This is a genomic window from Aeromicrobium sp. (assembly GCF_037719875.1).
In the GTDB taxonomy this organism is placed as follows: Bacteria; Actinomycetota; Actinomycetes; order Propionibacteriales; family Nocardioidaceae; genus Aeromicrobium.
In genome coordinates this window covers 312,223-334,731 of sequence record NZ_JBBJMJ010000002.1, presented here as the reverse complement: position 1 = coordinate 334,731, position 22,509 = coordinate 312,223, and the positions used below count along the sequence as shown (strand labels likewise).

Below are 22,509 nucleotides of genomic sequence, written 5' to 3'. Positions count from 1 at the left end.
CTAGTTCTGGTAGCCGTAGATGCCGCGGGCCTCGTCACGGATCACGAGTCCGTTGTCGAGCTCGATGACCCGCTTGCGCATCTGGTCCACGATCGACGAGTCGTGCGTCGCCATGACCACGGTGGTGTCGGTCCGGTTGATCCGGTCGAGCAGCTTCATGATGCCGACACTGGTGTTGGGGTCGAGGTTGCCGGTGGGCTCATCGGCGATCAGGATCATCGGCCGGTTGACGAAAGCACGCGCCACCGCGACGCGCTGCTGCTCACCGCCGGACAGCTCGTCGGGCATGCGATGCCCCTTGCCCTCGAGGCCCACCATCTCCAGGGTCTCGGGCACGACCTTGTTGATCTCGCTGCGCGACTTGCCGATGACCTGCAGTGCGAACGCGACATTCTCAGTCACGGTCTTGTTGGGCAGCAGGCGGAAGTCCTGGAACACCGTGCCGACCTGGCGCCTCAGCTTGGGCACCTTCCAGCTCGAGAGCTTGTTGATCTCCTTGCCTGCGACGTAGACCCTGCCCGTGGTCGGGCGCGCCTCACGCAGGATCAGCCGGAGGAATGTCGACTTGCCCGAGCCGGAGGAGCCGACGAGGAAGACGAACTCGCCCTTCTCGATCTCCAGGTCGACGGCGTCGAGCGCAGCACGCTTCTGGCCGGGATAGGTTTTGGTGACCTTGTCGAATCGAATCACCCGTCGAGTCTAGGCAGGTGAGGCCACGAGTCGTGGGACGCGGACCGCCTAGGCCGTGGCCCGGGCTACGTAGTCGTCGACAGCCCGGGCAGAGAGCACCGCGTCGATCACCATGGCGCTGGCGCCGAGAATGCCGCCCTGGCTGCCGGCCGAGGTGCTGACGATCCGCAGGTCATGGGTCGCCAGCGGCAACGAGCGCTGGTAGACGATCTCGCGCACCCCGGCCAGGAGGTACTCCCCCGCCTCGGAGAGCTTGCCACCGACCACGATGACCGAGGGGTTGAGCAAATTGACGCACGTGGCCAGCACCATGCCGAGATCACGACCCGCCTCGCGTACGGCCTGCAGTGCCGCGACCTCGCCGGCGGCCACCGCGTCGACGATGTCCTGCGACGTCTCGACATCAAGGCCGCGCTCACGCAGCTTCGCGGCGATCGCCGGACCCGCCGCGACGGCTTCGAGACAGCCGCTGTTGCCGCACCGACAGATCACGTCGTCACGCGCGCCCGCGACCTGGACGTGACCGAGGTCGCCGGCCGATCCGAGGGCCCCCCGCATGAGCCGCCCGTCGGACACGATGCCGGCCCCGATGCCCGTGGCGACCTTGATCAGCAGCAGGTGGCGGGCACTCTGCCACGAGGTGACGAACTCCCCCAGGGCCATCAGGTTGACGTCGTTGTCGACCAGGACCGGCCCGGCGAACGTCCTGCCGAGGTGCTCAGGGATGTCGAAGTCGTGCCAACCCGGCATGATCGGCGGATTGGCCAGCCGGCCCGTCGCGTGCTCGACCGGGCCAGGGACACCGATGCCCACGCCTGCGACGTCGGTGACCGGTCGATCGATCGTCTTCAGGAGCGAGATCCCGATCGCGCCGACCCGTTCGAGCACCTGCTCAGGACCGTCCGCGATATCGCTCGGCACGGTCTGCTGGTGGAGCACTCGCCCGGACAGATCCGTGACCGCCACACTCGCGTGCGACGCTCCCAGATCGATCGCGAGGACGACCCGATTGTCCCGATTGAGGGCGAATCGGGTCGGTGGGCGTCCACCGGTCGATGCCGCCTCACCCACGGGGGCGAGCAGTCCCGACGACAGCAGTGCGTCGACACGGGCGGTGACCGTCGAGCGGGCCAGCGACGAGAGCTGGGCCAGCTCGGCTCTCGTCCGGGGAGTCCCGTCGCGCAACAGCTGAAAGAGCTCCCCGGTGCCGGCCAGGGTGGGCGGCAGCACGACGGGCACGGTCATGTCCATGAGTAAACCATGCCCCCTTTGGTGGTGTGGATCCTCCAAGTATGTCGCCGAGCAACATACTTTTGCTTGACGAACGACAAAACAAGTGACTAGCATCACGCCCATGACCCCGCCCCTGCTCGAGATGCGCGGCATCGTCAAGGAGTTTCCCGGCGTCCGCGCCCTCGACGGTGTGGACCTGGTCGTCCGCTCCGGTGAGGTCCATTGCCTGCTCGGCCAGAACGGCGCAGGCAAGTCCACGCTGATCAAGATCCTGTCCGGCGCGCACGGAGTCGACGCCGGATCGATCCTGTGGGAGGGCGAACCCGTGACATTCGCCGATCCGCAGGCCTCGCTCGCGACCGGCATCGCCACGATCTACCAGGAGCTCGACCTCATCGACGGGTTGAGCGTGGCCGACAACATCTTCCTCGGGCACGAGCGTGCACGCGGCGGCATCACCCGTGACTCCGACATGAACCGGGCGGCCCGCGAGCTCCTCGGCCGGCTCGGCCACGCCGAGATCCGACCGACCCGCGAGGTCGGCAGCCTGTCGGCAGCCGGCAAGCAGATCGTGTCGATGGCGCGTGCGCTCTCGCGCAATGCCCGGGTCATCGTGATGGACGAGCCGTCGGCCGTGCTCGATCCGGACGAGGTCGACGGGCTCTCCACTGTTGTCGCGGACCTGCGCTCCTCGGGGGCGGCGATCATCTACATCTCGCACCGCCTCGAGGAGATCCGCCGCATCGGCGACCGGCTCACGGTCCTCAAGGACGGCAGGACCGTCGCGACCGATCTGCCGGCCCGCGACACCCCGACCTCCGAGCTCATCACGCTGATGACCGGTCGCACCGTGTCATCGGTGTTCCCCCGGCGGACCGTCGAGCTGGCCGATGCCGACCCCTTGTTGAGCGTCGACTCGATCACCCGCGACGGAGAGTTCGAGGATGTGTCATTCGATGTACGCCCCGGCGAGATCGTCGGCTTTGCCGGACTCGTGGGCGCGGGTCGCAGCGAGATCATCGAGACGGTCTACGGAGCCCGCCGCGCCGCGCGCGGATCTGTCAGCGTGGGAGGTCGCCCCCTGCGCAACGGCTCCGTCGCCTCGGCAGTCAACGCCGGTCTGGGCCTCTGCCCCGAAGAGCGCAAGTCGCAGGGCCTGGTGCTCGACGACGCGGTCTATCGCAACATCTCACTCGCGAGCCTGGCGCGCTTCTCCCAGTACGGCGTCTCGCTGGACGGCGCCGAACGACGCGCTGCCCACGAAGCGGCCCGATCGGTGGACGTACGCCCGGACGATCCGCATCGCATCATCCGCACCCTCTCGGGTGGCAACCAGCAAAAAGTCGTGCTCGCCCGCTGGCTGCTGCGGTCCTGCAAGGTGCTGCTGCTCGACGAGCCGACCCGTGGCGTCGACGTCGGTGCCCGCGCCGAGATCTATGCGCTGATCCGCGACCTGGCGGACTCCGGGGTCGCCCTCGTGATCGTGTCGAGCGACATCGACGAGGTGCTGGGACTGTCCGATCGGGTGCTCGTCGTCGCCGACGGCCGGGTCGTCCACGAGGGTCCCAGCGACGCCATCGATGCCTCCGGCGTCCTCGACCGCATCCTCGCCGAGCACGACTCGACCACCCCCGAACAACCCGCCACCGACAAGAAGGGCAATGCCGCGTGAGCGCCTCCCTCCAGAACGATCCCTCGCTGACGACCCCCGCCCCTGCCCGCGGCGACCGCAGCGGCAACCTCGGCATCGCCCGCAACCTCGGCCTGGTGATTGCGCTCATCGTCCTTTGCATCGTCGGCGTCATCACCGCCGGCGACCGGTTCGCCAGCACCGACAACATGCTGACGATCCTGCGCCTCGCGGCCGTCATCGGAGTCGTCTCGATCGGCATGACCTTCGTCATCACCGGCGGGGGCATCGACCTGTCGGTCGGGGCGATCGTGGCTCTCGCGTCCATCTGGGCCACGACGACCGGCACCCAGGCGATGGCCGACGACTTCGGCTGGATCGCGATGGTGTTCAGCGCGGTCCTCGTCGGCACGGCGTGCGGCGTCATCAACGGTGTGCTGATCGCCTATGGCAAGGTCGTCCCGTTCATCGCGACCCTCGCGATGCTCGCCTCGGCCCGCGGTCTGGCCGAGATCATCGCGGACCGCAAGACCCAGATCATCCGCAACCAGGGCTTCACCGACTTCTTCGGCGCCGAGCCCCTGGGCATACCTGTCATCGTCATCATCTTCGCGCTGGTGACCCTCGCCGGCTGGTTCCTGCTGAACCGCACGACGTTCGGACGCCGGACCTTCGCGGTCGGCGGCAACCCCGAGGCCGCGCGCCTCGCGGGCATCAAGGTGCAGCGCCACACCGTCTACCTGTACGCCCTGCTGGGCTCAACCTGCGGCATCGCCGCCGTGATGCTGATGTCACGCACCACGACCGGGTCATCGACGCACGGCACCCTCTACGAGCTCGACGCGATCGCCGCGGTCGTGATCGGCGGCACGCTGCTCAGCGGAGGTCGCGGCACCGTCGTCGGCACCCTCTTCGGTGTCCTGATCTTCACCACCCTCACCAATGTCTTCACGCTCAACAATCTCTCGACGTCGGCGCAAGCCGTCGCCAAGGGCGTGATCATCGTGATCGCTGTTCTCCTGCAGCAGCGGATCGCCAATCGCAAGACGTAGCCCCCCACCCAACAGGAGTCCACATGTCCACCATTCATCACCGGCGACGCCGCGGTCTTGTGCTCATCGGCGCACTAGCGGCTGCCACGCTCACCCTCGGCGCCTGCGGCAACAGCTCCGACGGCGACTCGAGCTCGAACGTCAGCAAGAGCAACACCGACAACGACAAGTCCGGCAAGAAGGTCGTCATCGGGTTCTCCGCCCCTGCTGCCGACCACGGCTGGATGGGCGCGATCACCAAGGCCGCGGTCGCCCAGGCCAAGCAGTATGACGACGTCACGCTCAAGGTCGCCGAGGGCACCAACGACGTCAACCTGCAGATCTCACAGGTGGAGACCTTCATCAACGACAAGGTCGATGCGATCGTCCTGCTGCCGTTCGACGGCGCGGCGATGACCGCAGTGGCGCGCAAGGCGATGGACGCCGGCATCACGGTCATCAACGTCGACCGTGAGTTCGACTCCCCGTTCGCTGCCCGCACCACGGTGTTGGGTGACAACTACGGCATGGGCGTCTCGGCCGGCACGTTCGTGTGCGACGACGCCAAGGGCGCCTCGGGCAAGAAGGTCGCCGAGATCGCCGGCATCGACTCGCTGCCGCTGACGCAGGAACGCTCCAAGGGCTTCGCCGACGCGCTCAAGAAGTGTGGCCTCAAGGTCGACAACCGGGTCGCGGCCGAGTTCACGGTCGAGTCCGGGGAGAAGGCGGCCTCCAACCTGCTGCAGGCTGCTCCCAAGATCGACTACTTGTGGAACCACGACGACGACCAGGGGGTCGGGGTCCTCGCGGCCATCAAGAACGCCGACCGCGATGAGTTCGTCATGATCGGCGGCGCCGGCTCGGCCAACGTCATGCGTGACATCAAGTCCGACAACACGGTGCTCAAGGCGACGGTCATCTATCCGTCGACCCAGGCCGCAGACGGCATCAAGCTGGCCCGCCTGCTGGTTCAGGGCAAGTCGATGTCGGACCTCTCCGAGATCGAGGTGCCGCGCCAGCTCAAGCTCGCGGCACCGGTGGTCACCAAGGACAATGTCGACACCTACATCAAGTCGGCGTTCGAGTCCTGATCGGTCGGGGACCCGCGGCCATCGCCGCGGGTCCCCCTTCAGCGTTTCCCCACCACTTCACACGAGAGCAATGACATGACCGAGACACCCACCGAGCTCGGGATCGGCATGGTCGGCTACGCCTTCATGGGCGCCGCCCACTCGCAGGCCTGGCGCACGGCTCCCGCCTTCTTCGACCTCCCGCTCCGCCCGCGGATGGCCGCGCTCTGCGGCCGCAACGAGACTGCCGCGACCGAGGTCGCGCAGCGCTTCGGCTGGGAGTCCGTCGAGACCGACTGGCGCGCCCTCCTGACCAGGGACGACATCGACGTCATCGACATCTGCACGCCCGGCAACACCCACGCCGAGATCGCGATCGCGGCACTTGAGGCCGGCAAGCACGTCCTGTGCGAGAAGCCCCTGGCCAACACCGTCGCCGAAGCCGAGAGCATGGCCGCCGCGGCTGCCGAGGCGGCCAAGCGCGGCGTGCGCGCGATGGTCGGCTTCACCTACCGACGTACGCCGGCGGTGTCCTTCGCCCGCCAGCTCGTCGCATCCGGCCGCATCGGCACGATCCGTCACGTCCGCGGGCAGTATCTCCAGGACTGGCTGTCCGACGAGAACACTCCCCTCAGCTGGCGGCTCGACAAGTCACTGGCCGGCTCCGGCGCGCTCGGCGACATCGGCGCCCACATCATCGACATGGCCCAGTTCGTCACCGGAACGACGATCACCTCGGTCAGTGGGCTCATGGAGACGTTCGTCCAGTCCCGCCCGGTCGCCGGTGAGAGCGCCACGCTCGGCGGCACCGCCCGCTCAGATGCGGAGCGCGGCCCCGTGACGGTCGACGACGCGTCAGCGTTCACGGCCCGATTCGCCGGCGGCGCGATCGGTGTCTTCGAAGCGACGCGCTTCGCCACCGGCCGCAAGAACGCCCTGCGGCTCGAGGTCAACGGCACGCTCGGCTCGTTGGCATTCGATTTCGAGGACATGAACATCCTGGAGTTCTTCGACGCGACCGAAGATCCGTCGATCGCCGGCTTCCGGCGCATCATGGTCACCGAGGCGACTCACCCCTATGTCGCCGCGTGGTGGCCGCCCGGACATGGGCTCGGTTATGAGCACGGCTTCACACATCAGGTCGTCGACCTGGTGACGGACATCGCCAAGGGTGCGGATCCCGTGCCGTCGTTCGCTGACGGGCTCGCGGTGCAGCGTGTGCTGGCCGCCGTCGAGGCCAGCGCCGCCGACGGCACGACTCACCAGACAGGGGCCATGGCATGACCCGACCGATTACCCTCTTCACTGGCCAGTGGGCCGACCTGCCGTTCGAGGAGGTCGCCAAGCTGGCCTCCGCGTGGGGCTACGACGGTCTCGAGATCGCCTGCTGGGGCGATCATCTGGACCCGTGGGCCGCGGTCGAGGATCCCGACTACATCCAGACCCGGCTCGACATCCTCGCCAGGTACGACCTCGAGGTCCATGCGATCTCCAACCATCTCAAGGGTCAGGCGGTGTGTGACGACCCGATCGACGAGCGTCACCGCGACATCCTCTCGGCTCGTGTGTGGGGCGACGGTGAGCCCGAGGGCGTACGTCAACGCGCCGCCGAAGAGATGAAGCACACCGCCCGTGCGGCCCGCATGCTCGGCGTCGACACCGTCGTCGGGTTCACCGGCTCATCGATCTGGAAGTACGTCGCGATGTTCCCACCGGCGTCCGAGGCCATGATCGCCGCGGGCTATCAGGACTTCGCGGATCGTTGGAACCCGATCCTCGACGTGTTCGACCAAGAAGGCGTGAGGTTCGCGCACGAGGTGCATCCGAGCGAGATCGCCTATGACTACTGGACGACCCACGCCGCCCTCGACGCCATCGGGCACCGGGAAGCGTTTGGGCTCAACTGGGATCCATCGCACTTCGTCTGGCAGGACCTCGACCCGCTGGGATTCCTGTGGGACTTCAGGGACCGGATCTATCACGTCGACTGCAAGGACGCCAAGAGGCAGGTCGGAAACGGACGCAACGGGCGGCTCGGCTCGCACCTGCCGTGGGGTGATCCGCGGCGCGGGTGGGACTTCGTGTCGACCGGACGCGGCGACGTGCCATGGGAGGCATGCTTTCGGATGCTCAACACGATCGGCTACGACGGTCCGATCTCGGTCGAGTGGGAGGACGCCGGTATGGATCGCCTACTGGGTGCGCCCGAGGCGTTGGCGTTCGTCCAGGCCAATCTGTTCGACGCGCCGGCCGCTTCGTTCGACGCCGCCTTCAGCTCCGGCGACTGATCAGAGGGCAGTGGCCTGGCGTCCACCGGGCGAGGTGGACGCCAGGTGCGTGGTCGACGAGCGACGCGCCGTGGCGTTCGCTAGCGTCTGACCATGAGACTTCCGCTCGGCGACCCCCGTGACGCGCTGGCCCTCATCGCCCGGACCCCGGCGATGGCCGAGCAGGTCGTCCTGCTCCTCCCCCGTGCCATAGCGCTGCTCGACTCCGCCGAGGCCCTGCTCGCCCGCGTCAACGCGCTGGTCGACCGCATCGACACGACCCGGCAGTCCGCCGACCGGTCGATCCAGCGCATCGACACCACGATCGACCGCGCTGACGACGCGATCACCCGCATCGACGTCACCGGCAACAACGCGGACGAGGCGATCGAGCGCATCGACAACACCATCACCCACGCCGATGGGCTCGTCGTCCGCGGCGCCGGCCTGATCGGCAGCATCGAGCCGACGGTGGAGCGGGGCGAGAAGATGTTCGCCACGTTCGCCCCGGCGCTCGACCGCCTGCAGCCGGTCGTCGACCGCATCTCCAGGACGATCGACCCCGACGAGGTGGAGGCGGTCGTCCGCCTCACCGACCACCTGCCCGATCTCGTCCACCGGCTCGAGACCGACCTGCTGCCGATGATGGACACGTTGCGCAACGTCGGCCCGGACGTGCACGACCTGCTCGACATCACCCGCGAGCTCAACGCGATGCTCGGCAAGGTGCCCGGCATGGGCCGGGTCAAGAAGCGGGTCGACGAGCAGCAGGAGCGCAACCCCGTCGCGGGGGACGAGCAGCGTCAGGCCGACTGACTTCGTCGCCAACGGATGCCGGCCTCGATGAAGTCGTCGATCTCACCGTCGAGCACAGCCTGGGTGTTGCCGGTCTCGTACTCGGTGCGTAGGTCCTTGACCATCTGGTAGGGGTTGAGGACGTAGTTGCGCATCTGGTCGCCCCACGATGCCTGGACGTCCCCGCGGAGCTCATCGAGCTGTGCCCGCTCCTCGGCCTTCTTGAGGGCCAGGAGCTTGGCCTTCAGGATGACCATCGCGCTGGCCTTGTTCTGCAGCTGGCTCTTCTCGTTCTGGCAGCTGACGACAGTGCCGGTGGGTATGTGGGTCAGGCGCACCGCCGAGTCGGTCGTGTTCACGCTCTGGCCGCCGGGTCCGGACGACCGGTAGACGTCGACCCGGATCTCTTCCTCGGGGATGTCGATCTCGTCGGTCTGCTCCAGCACCGGGACGACCTCGATCGCCGCGAACGACGTCTGGCGACGGCCCTGGTTGTCGAACGGCGAGATGCGCACCAGGCGGTGTGTGCCGGACTCGACCGACAGCGTGCCGTAGGCGTAGGGCGCCTTGACCGCGAACGTCGCCGACTTGATGCCGGCCTCCTCAGCGTAGGAGGTGTCGTAGACATCGACGCTGTAGCCGTGGCGCTCGGCCCACCGGATGTACATACGCTGCAGCATCAGGGCGAAATCGGCCGCATCCACGCCACCGGCTCCCGATCGGATCGAGACGAGGGCGTCGCGTTCGTCGTACTCACCGGACAGCAGCGTGCGGATCTCGAGCGAGTCGATCGCCTTCTGGATGCGGATGAGCTCGCGGTCGACCTCGCCGGTCGCCTCGTCATCGCCCTCCTCGAGGGCCATCTCGTGCATGATGTCGACGTCGTCGAGTCGCTGGCGAAGGCTCGTGACTCGCTCGACCTCGGCCTGCAGGGCCGAGAGTCGCCCGGTCACCCGCTGCGCGTTGGCCTGGTCGTCCCACAGATCGGGGGCACCGACCTGCTCCTGGAGGCTCGCGATCTCCGTACGAATGGAGTCGAGGTCGAGGACCTTCTCGATCGAGGTCAGGGTCGCGTCGAGGGCCTTGGTCTTGTCTGCAAAGTCGGGTGTCGCCACCCGTCGAGGTTACAGGGGAATCTCAGATGCTCTTGCGGCGGAACTCCGGGGCCTGCGTCGGACCGTTGGCGCCGTGCGACTTGTCGCTGCCGTCGTGCTCGACGCCCTCTTCGGTCGCGTGCTGCTTGCCCTTCTTCTTCTCCAGCGCCTCGCGGAACTTGGCCTTCATGTCGGACTTGTCGTCGGTGCCTTCTGATTCAGCCATGTCCCCACCCTAAGCCACGGCGGACCCCCAGATTGTGTGGTGGGATCTGCTCATGACCGACGACTGCCTGTTCTGCAGCATCATCGCTGGCACGACGGCCGCGACGATCGTGCTGGAGTCAGACGAGGTCGTCGGCTTCCTTGACGTACGCCCGGTCTTCAAGGGCCACACACTCCTGGTCCCGCGCGATCACGTCGTGACACTCTCCGACCTGCCCGAGCCGCTCATCGTCCCGCTGTTCGGCACCGCCCAGCGCGTCGCCGATGCCATCACGTCGGGACTCGGCGCCCAGGGCCCTATTAACTGCACTAACTGAGGCCCCTTCCTGCGCTTCGCCGTCCGTCAGCGGACTAGCACCAAATCCCATGGCTGTCAGTCAGGCAGCAAACGGGCTACCGCAGATCAGGCAGTGGATTCGGTCGATCGCTTCGTCAGGTACTTTCAGCGGTTCGTTCGGGTGGCAGGGCGGCTCAACGATCATCATGTCGTCGGGCTCGTGAAGCGGTTCTGAGTCGGGGCCATCGAGGTGGAAGTTCTGGTTCGGCTTGTATGAGATGTTCTTCATGCCTTTGAACATGTCGCCGAGTTGCTGTTCGACCAACCTCTCGATTCCGGGAGTCGCGGCCGCTTCTACGTAGTTGAGTTGGGGCTGAGTCCACCACGAGCCTAGTCCTGCCGGTACACCGCAGAGTGGGCAGAAGTACTGCGTGACTTGTTCGGCGTCCGGGTCGCCCTCGTCGTGGCTGAACCATTTGAATTCGCGAACGCACGATGGGCATTCGCGTCGCAGGAATCCGTCGCTGTCGAGCGGCAGATTGATTGGCACTTCGATCTCTTCGTCCATGTCTCCTACCCGTTCATGTCGAGAAATACATCTTCGGTGATGCGGTCGCCGCTCTCTGTTCGGGCAGTGATCGTTAGGTCAAACGCTCGTTTGCCGCGTGGGCCGCCGAGGGTGTTTCCGAGTCGGTCGATAGTCCGAAGCGTGACCGACTTTCCTCCGCCTGGAATCTTCTCTATCGTGCCCTCCTCGATGACCGCCAGTGAGGCTTCATCAGGGATGGCGACGGCTACGTCGTATGCGGCTTCGGTGCCTCGGTTGATCACTTGGAGTCGGCCTCCGGACTTTCCGCTGCTGCGATAGTGGGCGTCGAATGCGACGGCGGGACGGGGTTGCGTGTTGCTGGGTACGCGGCGCCCGAGCGGTAGTCCGTCGCCGGGTGCGCCCGGCGAGGTGAAATCGCCTGTGGTCTGCCAGTCGGTGCCGCTGAGATCAACTGGGCATCCTGCGGTTTTGAGTCGCCCAGCAAGCGTTTGTCGGCTGGCCGGGTCGTTGGTGAGCCGGACGGTGTGGCGTCCGGCGATGTCGCTGAATGGGCGGACTGTCCCGACTTCGACGAGGACTGTTCGAGTCGGGTTTCGTCCGAGGGCCATCCCGGCCTCGAACAGGACGTTCGGGCGAGCCTGTGCTGAAGGTTGCGTTTCAGGATCGTGGTCGCCGCTGCCGTATCGAGGCTGAAGGTAGGCAACTTCATCAGGGGTCATGAGGACCACAACGGCTTGGGCATGCTCGAATGCGGCGTCGAGAACCTGCCCGATGTACGGGGTGCCGGTGCCGGTCAGTTCCACCGCGTGATTCCACTCGATCGGTTTGAGATCGAGACTGCGGAGGAGGTCGAAGATTGCCTTCCGGAGCGGCTCGTTGCGTCCGTGGACGACGAACACGGACCTCGGGTCCGGTGGCGGAGCCGTTTCGCCTGCACTGTTGGTGTCCGTCACCTGTTGCCCTCTATTCGCGTCAGCCCGTTCGGTTGGTCGAATTCTCCCATCCGCCGACGACATTGGCGGCAGGCCATGAACGTACCGGCATGCCGCCGGGGCCGATGAGCGCTGCAATCGACGTTCTGGATGATTGGATTGGTCCATGTCGGACTCAGCACCTCAGTGGCTGGTCGACCTAGTGTCGGAGTTCGGTGTGCGGGCGAAGTCGTTGCTGGCTGGTCCGGGTGAGCGTGAAGCGACGATCCGTCCACCGCTTGATCACATGGTCACGAAGGTCGGTGAACACATCGGACGTGTCGTTGTCATGCACAGCGAGGTTCGGGACACGGAACGTCATGTTCGCCCGGATTACGGGGTCCAGGTGGGTGGTGTGATCACCGGCTATGTGGAGGTCAAGGCCCCGAAGGTTTCGCTCGATCCCAACTCTTTTCGGGGACGCAACCTGGAACAGTGGAACCGGCTAAGCGATCTGCCGAACCTGATCTACACCAATGGCACCGAATGGCGTCTCTACAGGGACTCTGAGCCGGTTGATGAGCCCGTGGTGTTCTCGGGCGGCACGTTGGAGACGGCCGGTGCGTCACTCGCAACCGGGCCCGAATTCGAGGCGTTGCTGCGGCAGTTCTTTGACTGGGAACCAACCCCGATCAGAACTGTCCCGAAGTTGGTTGCGACGGTCGCGCCACTGACTCGGCTTCTTCGTGGAGACGTGATCGAACGGCTCCACGAGGAACGCAAAGCCGTTGAAGGTGGGGCTCGCGCGGACGCCCAAAAGTTCTCCGGGCTTGCCCACGAATGGCGACGGCTCCTCTTCCCGGATGCGACAGACGACCGGTTCGCTGACGGTTACGCCCAGACCGTGACATTCGCGTTGCTCCTCGCCACCAGTGACGGGGTGAAACTCTCCGGAACGAACCTGCACGGGGTCGGCGACGCCATGCGTGCCCGTCACTCACTCATGGGCCGTGCGCTTCAACTGTTGACCGATGACATGGCGGACGACTTCCGCATCTCCCTTGAACTGCTGACGCGTGTGATCGACGCGATCGACTGGGACCGCATTCGCGCGTCCCCAAGGGACACCTATCTGTACCTGTACGAGCAGTTCCTTGAGGAGTATGACCCTGACCTGCGGCAGCAGTCTGGCTCGTACTACACGCCCCTGCCGGTGGTGGAGCAGATGGTTCGGCTGACCGAGGACGTGTTGAAGGGATTCCTCGGTCGAACCACTGGCTTCTCCGACCCCAACGTCACCGTCGTTGACCCAGCCATGGGCACCGGCACGTACCTTCACGCGATCATCGAGCAAGCGTCCGATCAGATTCGCTCCCAAGAAGGACAAGGCGCGGTCGCTGGACGGGTCACTGACCTCGCCACACGGCTCATCGGATTCGAATTGCAGACCGGCCCCTACGCAGTCGCGGAACTACGCACCAGCGACATGCTCCGTCGTATCGGGGCGAACCCACCACCAGGTGGGATGCGCACCTACGTCACCAACACTTTGGATGACCCCTACTTGGAATCGGACCAACTCGGCTCGCACTTCCGTGCGATCTCCGACTCCCGCAGGTTGGCGAACCAGGTCAAGGCCAACACACCAGTGACAGTGGTCATTGGTAACCCGCCCTACCGGGAAAAGGCCGAAGGTGAAGGCGGATGGGTCGAAGCAGGAGACGAAGCCCACGGCGACCGCCGCCGACCAATCTTGGACGGCTTCAGGGCCGAAGGGAACGGCAAGTTCGAGTACGTCCTGAAGAACCTGTACGTGTACTTCTGGCGTTGGGCCACCTGGAAAGTCTTCGACTCCGCACCAGAGACTGCCGAAGGTGTCGTCTGCTTCATCAGCACCAACGGATACCAAAGAGGGCCCGGTTTCCGGGGTATGCGCGAATACCTCCGCCGAACCTGCACCGCCGGATGGATCATCGACGTGTCGCCCGAAGGTCACCGCCCGAACGTGGCCACACGTGTCTTCCCAGGCGTTCAACAAACACTGTCGATCGGCATCTTCGTACGAGGCAGCACCATCTCCCACGACACACCGGCCGACATCTCCTACGTCGCACTGTCGGGCCGCCGTGAAGACAAGTACCGCGCCCTCGAAACGTTGACGCTCGACTCACCCCTGTGGCGCCCAGCCCGGACCGGATGGCAGGACCCTTTCACACCAGCCGCCGAATCGTCATGGGACGACTACCCGGCGTTGAACGACCTGATGCCATGGGCCGCGCCGGGAGTCAAACCCAACCGCACGTGGGTGTACGCGCCGCTTGCGGAGACGCTGAGAGCACGTTGGGGATCGCTGGTTGCTGAGACAGACCCCGACGAGAAGAGGCGGCTGTTCAAGGAGAGTGAAGCGCCCTAGGTTCTCTGCCGCTCCTATACGGGTTGCGGCTCTCGGTTGAGAGCAGCGTAGTGGGCTTGCTCGAGCTCGGCGGGTGGGACGTTTCCCAGGGTCGAGTGGAGCCTTCGGTTGTTGTACCAGTCGACCCAGCCGGCGGTCGCGTACTCGACGTCGGCGATGGTCTTGTAGGGGCCTTCGTGGAAGACGGTCGTGCGGATGCACTCGGCCTTGTAGAGGCCGTTGATCGTCTCCATGAGGGCGTTATCGTAGGCGTCGCCGACCGATCCGATCGAGGGCCGAATCTCCTCCAGAGCGAGGTGCTCGGTGAAGCGGATGCTGGTGTATTGACTTCCGGCGTCGGCGTGGCAGATCAGTTCGCCGGCCGTGATTGGGTGTCCGTCGCGGTCTCGCTGCCACAGCGCCATCCGCAGCGGGATCATGACGAGTTCGGTCTCCTTGGACGTCGAGGCGTGCCAAGCCACGATCCGTTGGGCGAAGACGTCAACGATGAACGCGACATAGACCCACCCTGCCCACGTCCTGACATACGTGAAATCGGTGACCCAGACGCGGTTCGGAGCCGCGGCCGTGAAGTCACGATCGAGCAGGTCGCCGGCGCGTTTTCCGTCCTTGGCCGGGATCGTGGTCCGGATCCCCTTGTCCCTGCGAACACCAGACAAACCCAGCGTCCGCATCGCCCGGTCAACCGCCCCCGCGGAGGCATCCGCGATAACGGTGCGGCGCAGATAGGCGGTCATCTTGCGGCGCCCATACAAGCCCTCGGGGGCCAGTTTGCGCACCACCACACCATCAGCATCGACGGCCACATTCCAGGCGATGTCACGCACCGCGTCAACGACACGGGCGTCGCTGATCGTCCTCGCCGCTGGGACAGCGATCCGCCAGTCTCGGTAGGTTCTCGCGGCGACCTGCACGCCCTGCTGACGCAGGACCCGACAGATCGACTCGACCGCGTGACCCTGCGACCTCATGGTGTCGATGAATCCGGACATCATCGGTTGCGGGGGTCGAGTTCCCCCGCGAAGAAAGTCGTCGCTGCTTTCAAGATCGCAACGTCTTCACGCAACTGCCGATTCTCTGCCTTGAGCCTCTTGATCTCAGCCAGCTCCGCAGAGCTCAGGCCATCGCGGTGTCCGCCGTCGATCTGGGCCTGCACGACCCACCTGCGGACGGTTTCTCGGCCAACACCAACCTGGCGGGCGACCGCAGATGAAGCCGCGGTCAATGACGGGTACTCACCGAGATGGTCATTGACCAGCCGAACAGCTCTGGCCCGGACCTCGGGATCGATCTTCTTGGGCATGTGCTCATCCTTTCAACTCAAAAGGATGCGGCGGGGAACCTGGGGCGCTTCAGAGTGACAGCGCGAAAGTCGATCTGGCCAAGCCGTCGCTGCCCGGTATCAAGGGTCAACCGGCCGTTTCGTTTGAAGCCGACCCCGGCTCCTTCCCTTCGCCCGTCCAGGTTGGTTACAGGGCCTTTGACCGGCAGTGGATGATCCCGGACAGTCGACTCATCCACCGGCCGAGTCCACCGCTGTGGGACGCCGTCCAGGACGGTCAGGTCTACGTAGTCGAGCAGCACTCAAAGGTGATCTCCTCAGGACCAGGAATTGTGTCGAGTGGGCTGATCCCAGACATGGACCATTTCAAGGGCAGCGAAGGCGGACGGACGCTCCCATTCCTGCACCCCAACGGTGACCCGAATGTTGCTCCGGGCCTCATCGGGGCGTTATCGACGATCCTCAACATTGCTGTGACCTCTGAAGACGTTCTGGCTTACGTGTCGGCGCTTGTGTCCAGCCCAGCGTTCACAGCCACGTTCACCGATGAACTGACAACTCCGGGCATACGGATTCCGATCACCGCTGACCCAGAGGTGTGGAGCGCTGCGGTCACCCTCGGACGACAGGTTGTGTGGGCTCAGACCTACGGCTCCGCCTATGCCGACCCGTCTGACGGCCGCCCCGAGGGAGACGTTCGAATTGGTCCGGACTCGACGCTTCAACAACCGTTGTGCACCCAGGGTGTTACCGAGATGCCGACCACGATGACGTATGACGAAGAAGCCATGAGCCTCCACATGGGCGACGGGGTTTGGTCGCCAGTCGATCCTCGTGTCGCCGACTATGCGGTCGGCGGGAAGAAGAGTCTCGTCTCTTGGTTCGGCTACAGGAAGAAGGAACCGGGCGGCCGAAAGTCCAGCCCGCTCGACTATGTTCATCCCGATTCCTGGCCCAGCGAGTGGACGACTGAACTGACGGACCTGCTCGCCGTCCTCACCCGGCTGGTGTCGCTGGAGACAGCACAAGCCGAGGTACTCGAACAGGTACTTGCCGGACGCCTCCTTCAGCGTCCCGAGTTGCAAGCCAACGGCGTCCACTGGCCAACGACGAACGCGGATCGCGCACCGCGATCAGGGCAAGCAGAGACCGGAACCGTCGGCGAACAACTGACATTCTGACCATTGGTGGTCATGCGCCTGTCGGCGTGTCGCAGGTCGGCTTACCGTTTCGGACCCTAGCGTGCTGTTTCTGACGATCTTGCAGGGACAGCATGGTTGCGAACGATCAGTTCTTTCAGAGGCCTAAGCCTGCTGCAGTGCTGAAGCACGCCGTTCTCAGGGAGTATCTGACTGTTTTCACGGTGATGCTGGGTTCAACGGCCAAGGGCCCGTTGTGGCTGTTGGACGGTTATGCCGGGCCGGGATACTACGAAGCCGACAGCGACGATGAGCCGATTCCTGGGTCCCCGATCGTTGCGCTGGAAGTCGCTCGGACGTGGCGCGACAAGCGGGACCTGCGCTGCGTGTTCATCGAGAAGACCCCCAAGCACGCCACCGCCCTGGAATCGAACGTCAAACCGTTCGTGGAGTCTGGCATGACGGCCACAGTGCTCCAGGGTGACGTTCAGGACAAATTCGCCGAGGCCTGGACCCTGGTCAATGGCGGCCCTGTGTTGACTTTTCTTGACCCGTTCGGTGTCGGCATGGACCGCTCGATCATGACGGGCAACCTTCTGGACCGAACCCGCAGCCAACCGTCGGAAGTGCTGCTGAACATCAACGTGGAGGCAGTGAGCCGCCTGGGTGGCTGGCTCGAAAGTGTGAATGGGATTGTGCAACCCAAGTCAGACAACCAGTCTGAGACCGGCGTCGGGCGGGTTGATCGTTTCCTTGGTGGCGAGGATTGGCGTGCCGAGTTCTTCAACGCCCGCGCCAACGGCAACGCCGCAGAGGCCGCCGAGTCAGTCGTTCGCGCTTACTGTGACCGCATCGAAAAGGAGACCGGGTTCAGTTCGATCTCGATTCCGGTCCGGCGCCGGCCGACGCACCCGGTTCTGTTCCTCCTGACGCTGTTCTTCACGTCACCGGTTGCGGGCTACAAGTTCGCTGACGCTGCGGCACGGGCGACCCGAAAGTGGCGCGACGTGTATCGGCAGGTTGAGTTGGAGGACCGCCTGACAAGCGTCTCCGGTCAGGATGCGTTGTTCGATGTGGAGGATATGGCGCGCGTGGACGCGGTCAAGCCCCCGGAAGTGGTGTAGCGCTGCGTGACCCCTCGTGGGGTTCAGGCGGTCAGTGCAGGTAGGTCCTCCTTGTCGATGTCGGTGCTGCTCTCGGGGACGATGTTGAGGCGGGACTTGGCGAGGATTTCGAGGCCGAGGTAGCGGCGTCCTTCGGCCCATTCGTCGGTTTGTTCGGCCAGGACGGCTCCGACGAGACGGATGATCGCGTCGCGGTTGGGGAAGATCCCAACGGAGTCGGTGCGCCTACGGATTTCTCGGTTCAGGCGCTCGTTGGGGTTGTTCGACCAGATCTGTTGCCAGAGGCCTTCGGGGAAGGTGGTGAACGCGAGGATGTCCTCGCGGGCGCCGGTGAGGTGTTCGGCGACGGCTGGGAGCTTGTCGTCGACGTAGTCCAGCAGCCGGTCGAACTGTGCTTGAACAGCTGCCGCGTCTGGCTGGTCGTAAACGCTGTGGAGCATCGCTTTGACCGCCGGCCACATGCTCTTGGGCGTCACCGACATCAGGTTCATGGCGTAGTGGGTGCGGCACCGCTGCCAGGCGGCGCCGGGCAGGTTCGCTGCGATCGCTTCCTTCAACCCGGCGTGCGCATCAGAGGTCACGAGCCGGACGCCTGCGAGGCCGCGGGCGACGAGATCAGCGAAGAACGTGTTCCACGCAGTCCCTGTCTCGCTGGTGGCGACCTGCAACCCGAGGACTTCTCGGCGTCCGTCAGCGTTGACGCCGGTCGCGACCAACACGACGGAGGCGACCACTCGGCCACCTTCGCGGACCTTCATCGTCAACGCGTCAGCGGCCACGAACGTGAACGGGCCAGCGTCACCGAGGGGGCGGTGGCGGAACTCCGAGACGCTCTGGTCCAGGTCAGCGGCCATCCGCGAGACCTGCGACTTGGACAGGCCGTTGATGCCGAGCGTTTTGACGAGCTTGTCCATCCGGCGCGTCGAGACGCCGGCGAGGTAGCAGTCCGCGACGACCGTGATCAGCGCAGCCTCGGACCGTTTGCGGCGCTCGAGCAACCACTCAGGGAAATACGACCCCGAGCGCAGTTTGGGGATCTGGACGTCGATCGTGCCGACCCGGGTGTCCAGGGGCCGGTGTCGGTAGCCGTTCCGCTGGGCTGTTCGGTCCGGGCTCGGGCGACCGTACTCGGCGCCGACCACCGCATCAGCATCGGCGCAGAGCAGCGCGTTGATCGTGGTCTGCAGCAACGTCCGCATCAGATCTGGGCTGGCATCGGACAGGGCTTCGCCAAGCAGGCCAGCAGGGTCGACAATGTGTGGAGCGGTCATCGTTGTGTCCTCTTCAAGGTGGTTGTGAGAGATCTCTTGAAGGATCACGCGGTGGCCGCGTCTATGTCCATCCAGGCGATGAACTCGACGACCGCGCTACACCACTATCAGGGACTTAACTGCGAACTACGGCCATCCGACGAGTACAGAACGCCAACTCAGGAAGAGTGGGACGACTTCGTTGAGCACTTCGGTCATCGAAAGATCGCACTCGGAAACTGTCACCGTCCATACGGATCTGACTGCGTCCACGAGCATGCTTGCGTGCGATGCGACTTCCTTCAGGTTGACCCAAGTCAGGCACCGCGACTTGGAGAGATCCGCGAAAACCTTGAGCATCAGATCGAAGAAGCCCAGCAGAATCTTTGGCTTGGCGACGTGGACCAACTGCGACTGACAATCCAGCATGCCGATCAAAAGTTGGAACAACTTCGCGAGACGATGACCCTCGACGCTCCTCCCCTCGCAATCCCCAGCATGGCTCCGTCTGTCGATGCCGGATGATTGGCCAGTGGCTCCCTAGATGCAGATAAGGACCTTCGTCGCGATGAACAACGTCGTGTCGCAGAGCGTCGCCCACCTGCACGTCCACGTCGTCCCACGCACCAAGGGCGACGGGCTGCGCGGCTTCTTCTGGCCCCGGACGAAGTATGCCGATGGCGAGCCCGAGGAGTATGCCGCGAGGATCCGCGCGGCGCTCTGACCCGCTCTGCGGTCGCTCATGAGTCCTGACCGCGACGCGCCAGGTCGAACGGAAGCCTGTCGAAGATGATGCGCAGCTCAGCGATGCGTCCGTCGGCGATGCGGTGCCACTCCGCGCCGGGCGCCTCGGGCACCGCCGGAGTCGCCGTGTTGTAGACCAGCACGGCATTGACCCGGTCGCCGTATGCCGCCAACAGGCTGGTCGACTGCGCCATCCCTGCGAAGGGGCCCATGAAGGCCCGAAATGCCTCGGCGCCCACCACCAGTCCGGCGGGCGAGTGGCAGGTGATGTCCGCAGCCACGAGCTCCATGGCGCGATCGAATTCACCACCACTCCACGCCTCGAAGTAACGTCGTGCGATATCGAGTGCTGCGGTGTCAGTCATGGGTTCTCCTTTTGATGGGATCTGCAGGTGTTGACACCACGCGGGAACCGATCGGAACGTTTGGCACGATGTTGCTGTGACGACAGCAGGCTTTCCAGGGGATGCGGATGACTTCGGTGAGCTCATCGACCCTCACCTGCATGAGCTCCATCGGCATTGCTACCGGATGCTCGGATCTGTCGAGGACGCCGACGAGGTGCTTCAGGAGACGCTGCTTGCCGCCTGGCAGGGCCTGCCTGGATTCGAAGGGCGGGCGTCGGTTCGGACCTGGCTCTATCGCATCGCGACCAACCGGTGCCTCAACGCCATCCGAGACGGCAAGCGCCGTCCACGGACGACGCCCACTCCCCCGTTCGATCCGCCGCCGCCCAGCGAGCATCATCCCGCGACCTGGATCCAGCCCTATGTGACGGCTGAGAGTCCCGCCCACAGCCAGGAACGGCGCGAACACATCGAGCTTGCGTTCATCACCGCCCTGCAGATGCTCCCGCCCCGACAAACTGCGGTGCTGCTCCTGATCGACGTCCTCGGGTTCTCCCTTGCCGAGACAGCCGAGCTCCTTGACTCCGGTACGACGCCAGTCAAGGGACTGCTCCAGCGGGCGAGGGCAACAGTCGAGGCCCGGAGCGGAAGTCCCGAACGCCCCTCCCGGAGCGACCAGCGGGTCATCGCGGACAGATTTGCCCGGTCCTTCGCCAACGACGACATCGAGGGGGTGCTGTCGCTGCTGACCGATCGGGCTTGGTTGGCGATGCCGCCCGCCCCGCACCTCTATCGCGGACACGAGAAGATCGGAGCATTCCTCGAGGCGAGCATCGGTTGGCGCCGAGACAGTCGCACACTCTCCCTCACCCCGCTCTGGACCAACGCCGCACCCGGATTCGCCGTGCACATGTCCGGCCCCGGTGGCTGGCAGCCGGCAGGGATCATCGCCCTCGAGCTCGTCGCCGACGGCGTTGCCGGGATCACCCGGTTCCTCGGCGTCCAGGCGGACGGCAGCTGAGCCCGCTCCTCGGCTATTCGCCGAGCCGGAGCTGCGAGGTCGCCTCGGACACGATCGTCGTCCGGGACGTCCAACCCGGCGGCGTGAGCGCGAGACCGACCGTACGCTCCAGACGCACCCGCACCTCATCACCGACGGTGCTGATCTGCACGACGCGGATGCCTTCACCCGTCACATGGCTGCCGACCAGCCGGCGAGCCTCGGCGCCGTCGAGCCGGACCTCGCCGCGCCGATAGAAGTCCGCACGGCTCAGCCCGTCTGCCGCGGCCAGCGCGGCACCGTCGGCGACGTTGTCGAGCTCACGACGCTGCAGGAAGGCGGCAGATGAGTTGATGACCACGACCGCGAGCAGGCCGAGGAACACGAAGAACCCAATCGTCATGACCGTGATCTCACCGCTCTCCCGTCTCATCGCTCGCTCCGGAAGCTGCCGTAGGGCTCGGTGTGGGTGCTGTCGACCGTGATGCCCCCCAGCTGCGAGCCGAGCGCGGTCGGCGTGAGCGGCATGGCCTGGGTCGTACGCACGACGACTCGCACCGACGATCCCGGCTGCAGGCAGTCCGACGGGGAGGGCAGACACGTGATGCGCACACTGGCGCGGGGCAGGTCCTGATCGTCCAGGGCCACCTGTGCGGCCAGCCTGGCCCGCTGCTCGCCCGAGGCCGCATCGGGCGACTGGAGAAATGCGCGCGCAGCCGACCGGCTCGCCGTTGACACGCCGTAGGCGGCTCGCTGGGCGTCGAACACCGCCACGAGAATGTAGACGAACGGGACCAGCAGCAGCACCGACAGCCAGACGAACTCGATCGTGGCCGTGCCCTCAGAGTCCTGGTTCACGGCGCGACCTCGCTCACGGCATGCCCGCGTACGGTGATCGGCACCGACGGGCCGAGCACTCCCAGGGCAGGCACGCGGGCGCGCACCACGACCACGGTTGCAGGCACGCCGCCCACCGTGGTGCGCGAGGCGGTGACGTCGTCGGCGTAACGATCGGCCAGCGCGTCCCGGATCATGCGGCGCGTACGAGCGGCCCCGTCGCTAGGCGTGGCACCCAGCGGCGCCGATGCCCGTGCACCCTCCGATGCCGCGGCCGCCACGGTGTTGCGCACGTGCAACACCAGTGCGACCTGCGCGACCCCGAGCACGAGCGGCACCAGCAGAACCATGATCAGCACGAAGTCGACCACTGCAGCGCCCTCCTCGCCGCGGACCCTGCGAGCGGGGGCGGCCACAGGTCAGCCGCCGACTGCCGACAACGCCTGCGTCAGCATCTGTCTCAGCTGCGGTCCGGCGACCGCCGACAAGATGGCCACCAAACCGGCACTCATGACCGTGATCATGACCCAGCCTGGGACGTCACCCCGCTCGTCATTGCGGTGGGATCGGAATTGCCACATGGGAGTTGCCTTCCTTTAG

The 22,509-nt window shown here is 65.4% G+C and carries 26 protein-coding genes; 12 read left to right on the top strand and 14 right to left on the bottom strand.

Going from position 1 to position 22,509, the window contains the following annotated elements; genetic code table 11:
• Complete coding sequence (ftsE, locus tag WKF39_RS04445; protein ID WP_340386021.1) at positions 1-690, bottom strand: cell division ATP-binding protein FtsE; 690 nt, start codon at positions 688-690, stop codon at positions 1-3.
• A gap of 48 nt (positions 691-738) precedes the next feature.
• Complete coding sequence (locus WKF39_RS04440) at positions 739-1,941, bottom strand: ROK family transcriptional regulator (RefSeq protein WP_340386020.1); 1,203 nt, start codon at positions 1,939-1,941, stop codon at positions 739-741.
• Between the two features lie 103 nt (positions 1,942-2,044).
• Between WKF39_RS04440 and WKF39_RS04435 the strand changes: the two genes are divergently transcribed.
• The 6 genes from WKF39_RS04435 (at position 2,045) to WKF39_RS04410 (ending at position 8,737) form a co-directional block, all read left to right on the top strand.
• Complete coding sequence (locus tag WKF39_RS04435) at positions 2,045-3,595, top strand: sugar ABC transporter ATP-binding protein (protein ID WP_340386019.1); 1,551 nt, start codon at positions 2,045-2,047, stop codon at positions 3,593-3,595.
• Positions 3,592-4,605, top strand: coding sequence for an ABC transporter permease (locus WKF39_RS04430; RefSeq protein ID WP_340386018.1), 1,014 nt, complete (start codon positions 3,592-3,594; stop codon positions 4,603-4,605). The genes WKF39_RS04435 and WKF39_RS04430 overlap by 4 nt, the downstream gene beginning before the upstream one ends.
• Positions 4,606-4,628: 23 nt before the next feature.
• Entirely contained in the window at positions 4,629-5,675 is a 1,047-nt protein-coding gene (locus tag WKF39_RS04425) for a substrate-binding domain-containing protein (protein ID WP_340386017.1), read from the top strand.
• Positions 5,676-5,750: 75 nt separating this feature from the next.
• Positions 5,751-6,938: a Gfo/Idh/MocA family oxidoreductase gene (locus WKF39_RS04420; protein WP_340386016.1), complete on the top strand. Its 1,188-nt coding sequence runs from the start codon at positions 5,751-5,753 to the stop codon at positions 6,936-6,938.
• Positions 6,935-7,942: a sugar phosphate isomerase/epimerase family protein gene (locus tag WKF39_RS04415; protein WP_340386015.1), complete on the top strand. Its 1,008-nt coding sequence runs from the start codon at positions 6,935-6,937 to the stop codon at positions 7,940-7,942. The genes WKF39_RS04420 and WKF39_RS04415 overlap by 4 nt, the downstream gene beginning before the upstream one ends.
• 93 nt (positions 7,943-8,035) lie before the next feature.
• Positions 8,036-8,737, top strand: a complete 702-nt coding sequence (locus WKF39_RS04410) for a hypothetical protein (RefSeq protein WP_340386014.1) — start codon at positions 8,036-8,038, stop codon at positions 8,735-8,737.
• Here the strand turns inward: WKF39_RS04410 and prfB are convergent.
• Complete coding sequence (gene prfB / locus WKF39_RS04405; RefSeq protein WP_340386013.1) at positions 8,725-9,831, bottom strand: peptide chain release factor 2; 1,107 nt, start codon at positions 9,829-9,831, stop codon at positions 8,725-8,727. The genes WKF39_RS04410 and prfB overlap by 13 nt on opposite strands.
• A 22-nt stretch (positions 9,832-9,853) precedes the next feature.
• The gene (locus tag WKF39_RS04400) at positions 9,854-10,036 is read right to left on the bottom strand and encodes a DUF5302 domain-containing protein (protein ID WP_340386012.1); all 183 of its coding nucleotides are present in this window, start codon (positions 10,034-10,036) and stop codon (positions 9,854-9,856) included.
• A gap of 52 nt (positions 10,037-10,088) precedes the next feature.
• On the opposite strand from WKF39_RS04400, the gene WKF39_RS04395 reads away from it, so the two are divergent.
• Positions 10,089-10,352: an HIT domain-containing protein gene (locus WKF39_RS04395; protein WP_340386011.1), complete on the top strand. Its 264-nt coding sequence runs from the start codon at positions 10,089-10,091 to the stop codon at positions 10,350-10,352.
• A 60-nt stretch (positions 10,353-10,412) separates the two neighbouring features.
• Here the strand turns inward: WKF39_RS04395 and WKF39_RS04390 are convergent, their stop codons facing one another.
• Together WKF39_RS04390 and WKF39_RS04385 are read right to left on the bottom strand one after the other, a co-directional pair.
• Positions 10,413-10,880 carry a hypothetical protein gene (locus WKF39_RS04390; RefSeq protein WP_340386010.1) on the bottom strand — a complete coding sequence of 156 codons (468 nt, stop codon included), beginning with the start codon at positions 10,878-10,880 and terminating at the stop codon, positions 10,413-10,415.
• Positions 10,881-10,885: 5 nt separating this feature from the next.
• On the bottom strand, positions 10,886-11,761 hold the full coding sequence (locus tag WKF39_RS04385) for a nucleotide-binding protein (protein ID WP_340386009.1): 876 nt from the start codon (positions 11,759-11,761) through the stop codon (positions 10,886-10,888).
• 199 nt (positions 11,762-11,960) lie between these two features.
• Here WKF39_RS04385 and WKF39_RS04380 point away from each other — a divergent pair, with 199 nt between their 5' ends.
• Positions 11,961-14,186, top strand: coding sequence for an N-6 DNA methylase (locus WKF39_RS04380; protein WP_340386008.1), 2,226 nt, complete (start codon positions 11,961-11,963; stop codon positions 14,184-14,186).
• 14 nt (positions 14,187-14,200) lie between these two features.
• On the opposite strand, the gene WKF39_RS04375 is transcribed toward WKF39_RS04380, so the two are convergent.
• Positions 14,201-15,489 (bottom strand): IS3 family transposase gene (locus WKF39_RS04375; RefSeq protein WP_340386007.1). Its coding sequence is split into 2 segments (ribosomal slippage): positions 14,201-15,216 and positions 15,216-15,489, totalling 1,290 coding nucleotides; the frame shifts between segments, so codons are not numbered across the junction.
• Positions 15,490-15,563: 74 nt separating this feature from the next.
• On the opposite strand from WKF39_RS04375, the gene WKF39_RS04370 reads away from it, so the two are divergent.
• Both WKF39_RS04370 and tcmP read left to right on the top strand, forming a co-directional pair.
• Positions 15,564-16,649 (top strand): type ISP restriction/modification enzyme, encoded by a 1,086-nt coding sequence (locus WKF39_RS04370; RefSeq protein WP_340386080.1) that lies wholly within the window; start codon positions 15,564-15,566, stop codon positions 16,647-16,649.
• 137 nt (positions 16,650-16,786) lie between these two features.
• Entirely contained in the window at positions 16,787-17,731 is a 945-nt protein-coding gene (gene tcmP / locus WKF39_RS04365) for a three-Cys-motif partner protein TcmP (RefSeq protein ID WP_340386006.1), read from the top strand.
• Between the two features lie 23 nt (positions 17,732-17,754).
• On the opposite strand, the gene WKF39_RS04360 is transcribed toward tcmP, so the two are convergent.
• Together WKF39_RS04360 and WKF39_RS04355 are read right to left on the bottom strand one after the other, a co-directional pair.
• A complete protein-coding gene (locus WKF39_RS04360; protein WP_340385320.1) occupies positions 17,755-19,002 on the bottom strand; it encodes an IS256 family transposase in 1,248 nt (415 codons plus the stop codon).
• Between the two features lie 126 nt (positions 19,003-19,128).
• Positions 19,129-19,431, bottom strand: coding sequence for a hypothetical protein (locus WKF39_RS04355; RefSeq protein WP_340386005.1), 303 nt, complete (start codon positions 19,429-19,431; stop codon positions 19,129-19,131).
• A 94-nt stretch (positions 19,432-19,525) separates the two neighbouring features.
• Here WKF39_RS04355 and WKF39_RS04350 point away from each other — a divergent pair, with 94 nt between their 5' ends.
• Positions 19,526-19,705, top strand: a complete 180-nt coding sequence (locus WKF39_RS04350; protein WP_340386004.1) for a hypothetical protein — start codon at positions 19,526-19,528, stop codon at positions 19,703-19,705.
• Between the two features lie 16 nt (positions 19,706-19,721).
• On the opposite strand, the gene WKF39_RS04345 is transcribed toward WKF39_RS04350, so the two are convergent.
• Positions 19,722-20,090, bottom strand: a complete 369-nt coding sequence (locus tag WKF39_RS04345) for a nuclear transport factor 2 family protein (protein ID WP_340386003.1) — start codon at positions 20,088-20,090, stop codon at positions 19,722-19,724.
• Between the two features lie 76 nt (positions 20,091-20,166).
• Here WKF39_RS04345 and WKF39_RS04340 point away from each other — a divergent pair, with 76 nt between their 5' ends.
• Positions 20,167-21,093, top strand: coding sequence for an RNA polymerase subunit sigma-70 (locus WKF39_RS04340; protein ID WP_340386002.1), 927 nt, complete (start codon positions 20,167-20,169; stop codon positions 21,091-21,093).
• A 13-nt stretch (positions 21,094-21,106) separates the two neighbouring features.
• Here WKF39_RS04340 and WKF39_RS04335 read toward each other — a convergent pair whose 3' ends face one another.
• Genes WKF39_RS04335 through WKF39_RS04320 form a run of 4 tightly spaced genes read right to left on the bottom strand, consistent with a single transcriptional unit; the run spans position 21,107 to position 22,490 of the window.
• Complete coding sequence (locus tag WKF39_RS04335; RefSeq protein ID WP_340386001.1) at positions 21,107-21,505, bottom strand: pilus assembly protein TadG-related protein; 399 nt, start codon at positions 21,503-21,505, stop codon at positions 21,107-21,109.
• Positions 21,502-21,930 (bottom strand): hypothetical protein, encoded by a 429-nt coding sequence (locus tag WKF39_RS04330; protein ID WP_340386000.1) that lies wholly within the window; start codon positions 21,928-21,930, stop codon positions 21,502-21,504. The genes WKF39_RS04335 and WKF39_RS04330 overlap by 4 nt, the downstream gene beginning before the upstream one ends.
• Complete coding sequence (locus WKF39_RS04325) at positions 21,927-22,325, bottom strand: TadE/TadG family type IV pilus assembly protein (RefSeq protein WP_340385999.1); 399 nt, start codon at positions 22,323-22,325, stop codon at positions 21,927-21,929. Before WKF39_RS04325 ends, WKF39_RS04330 begins: the two co-directional genes overlap by 4 nt.
• 3 nt (positions 22,326-22,328) lie before the next feature.
• Positions 22,329-22,490 (bottom strand): hypothetical protein, encoded by a 162-nt coding sequence (locus WKF39_RS04320; RefSeq protein ID WP_340385998.1) that lies wholly within the window; start codon positions 22,488-22,490, stop codon positions 22,329-22,331.
• Positions 22,491-22,509: the final 19 nt, after the last annotated feature.

Excerpts from the sequence above, each read along its gene's own strand:
- WKF39_RS04395 (WP_340386011.1), top strand. The coding sequence starts at position 10,089 with ATGACCGACGACTGCCTGTTCTGCAGCATCATCGCTGGCACGACGGCC.
- WKF39_RS04435 (WP_340386019.1), top strand. The coding sequence starts at position 2,045 with ATGACCCCGCCCCTGCTCGAGATGCGCGGCATCGTCAAGGAGTTTCCC.
- WKF39_RS04415 (WP_340386015.1), top strand. The coding sequence starts at position 6,935 with ATGACCCGACCGATTACCCTCTTCACTGGCCAGTGGGCCGACCTGCCG.
- WKF39_RS04400 (WP_340386012.1), bottom strand. The coding sequence starts at position 10,036 with ATGGCTGAATCAGAAGGCACCGACGACAAGTCCGACATGAAGGCCAAG.
- WKF39_RS04345 (WP_340386003.1), bottom strand. The coding sequence starts at position 20,090 with ATGACTGACACCGCAGCACTCGATATCGCACGACGTTACTTCGAGGCG.
- WKF39_RS04320 (WP_340385998.1), bottom strand. The coding sequence starts at position 22,490 with ATGTGGCAATTCCGATCCCACCGCAATGACGAGCGGGGTGACGTCCCA.
- WKF39_RS04335 (WP_340386001.1), bottom strand. The coding sequence starts at position 21,505 with ATGAGACGGGAGAGCGGTGAGATCACGGTCATGACGATTGGGTTCTTC.
- WKF39_RS04425 (WP_340386017.1), top strand. The coding sequence starts at position 4,629 with ATGTCCACCATTCATCACCGGCGACGCCGCGGTCTTGTGCTCATCGGC.
- WKF39_RS04350 (WP_340386004.1), top strand. The coding sequence starts at position 19,526 with ATGCAGATAAGGACCTTCGTCGCGATGAACAACGTCGTGTCGCAGAGC.
- WKF39_RS04390 (WP_340386010.1), bottom strand. The coding sequence starts at position 10,880 with ATGGACGAAGAGATCGAAGTGCCAATCAATCTGCCGCTCGACAGCGAC.
- WKF39_RS04360 (WP_340385320.1), bottom strand. The coding sequence starts at position 19,002 with ATGACCGCTCCACACATTGTCGACCCTGCTGGCCTGCTTGGCGAAGCC.
- WKF39_RS04380 (WP_340386008.1), top strand. The coding sequence starts at position 11,961 with ATGTCGGACTCAGCACCTCAGTGGCTGGTCGACCTAGTGTCGGAGTTC.
- WKF39_RS04420 (WP_340386016.1), top strand. The coding sequence starts at position 5,751 with ATGACCGAGACACCCACCGAGCTCGGGATCGGCATGGTCGGCTACGCC.
- WKF39_RS04410 (WP_340386014.1), top strand. The coding sequence starts at position 8,036 with ATGAGACTTCCGCTCGGCGACCCCCGTGACGCGCTGGCCCTCATCGCC.
- WKF39_RS04440 (WP_340386020.1), bottom strand. The coding sequence starts at position 1,941 with ATGGACATGACCGTGCCCGTCGTGCTGCCGCCCACCCTGGCCGGCACC.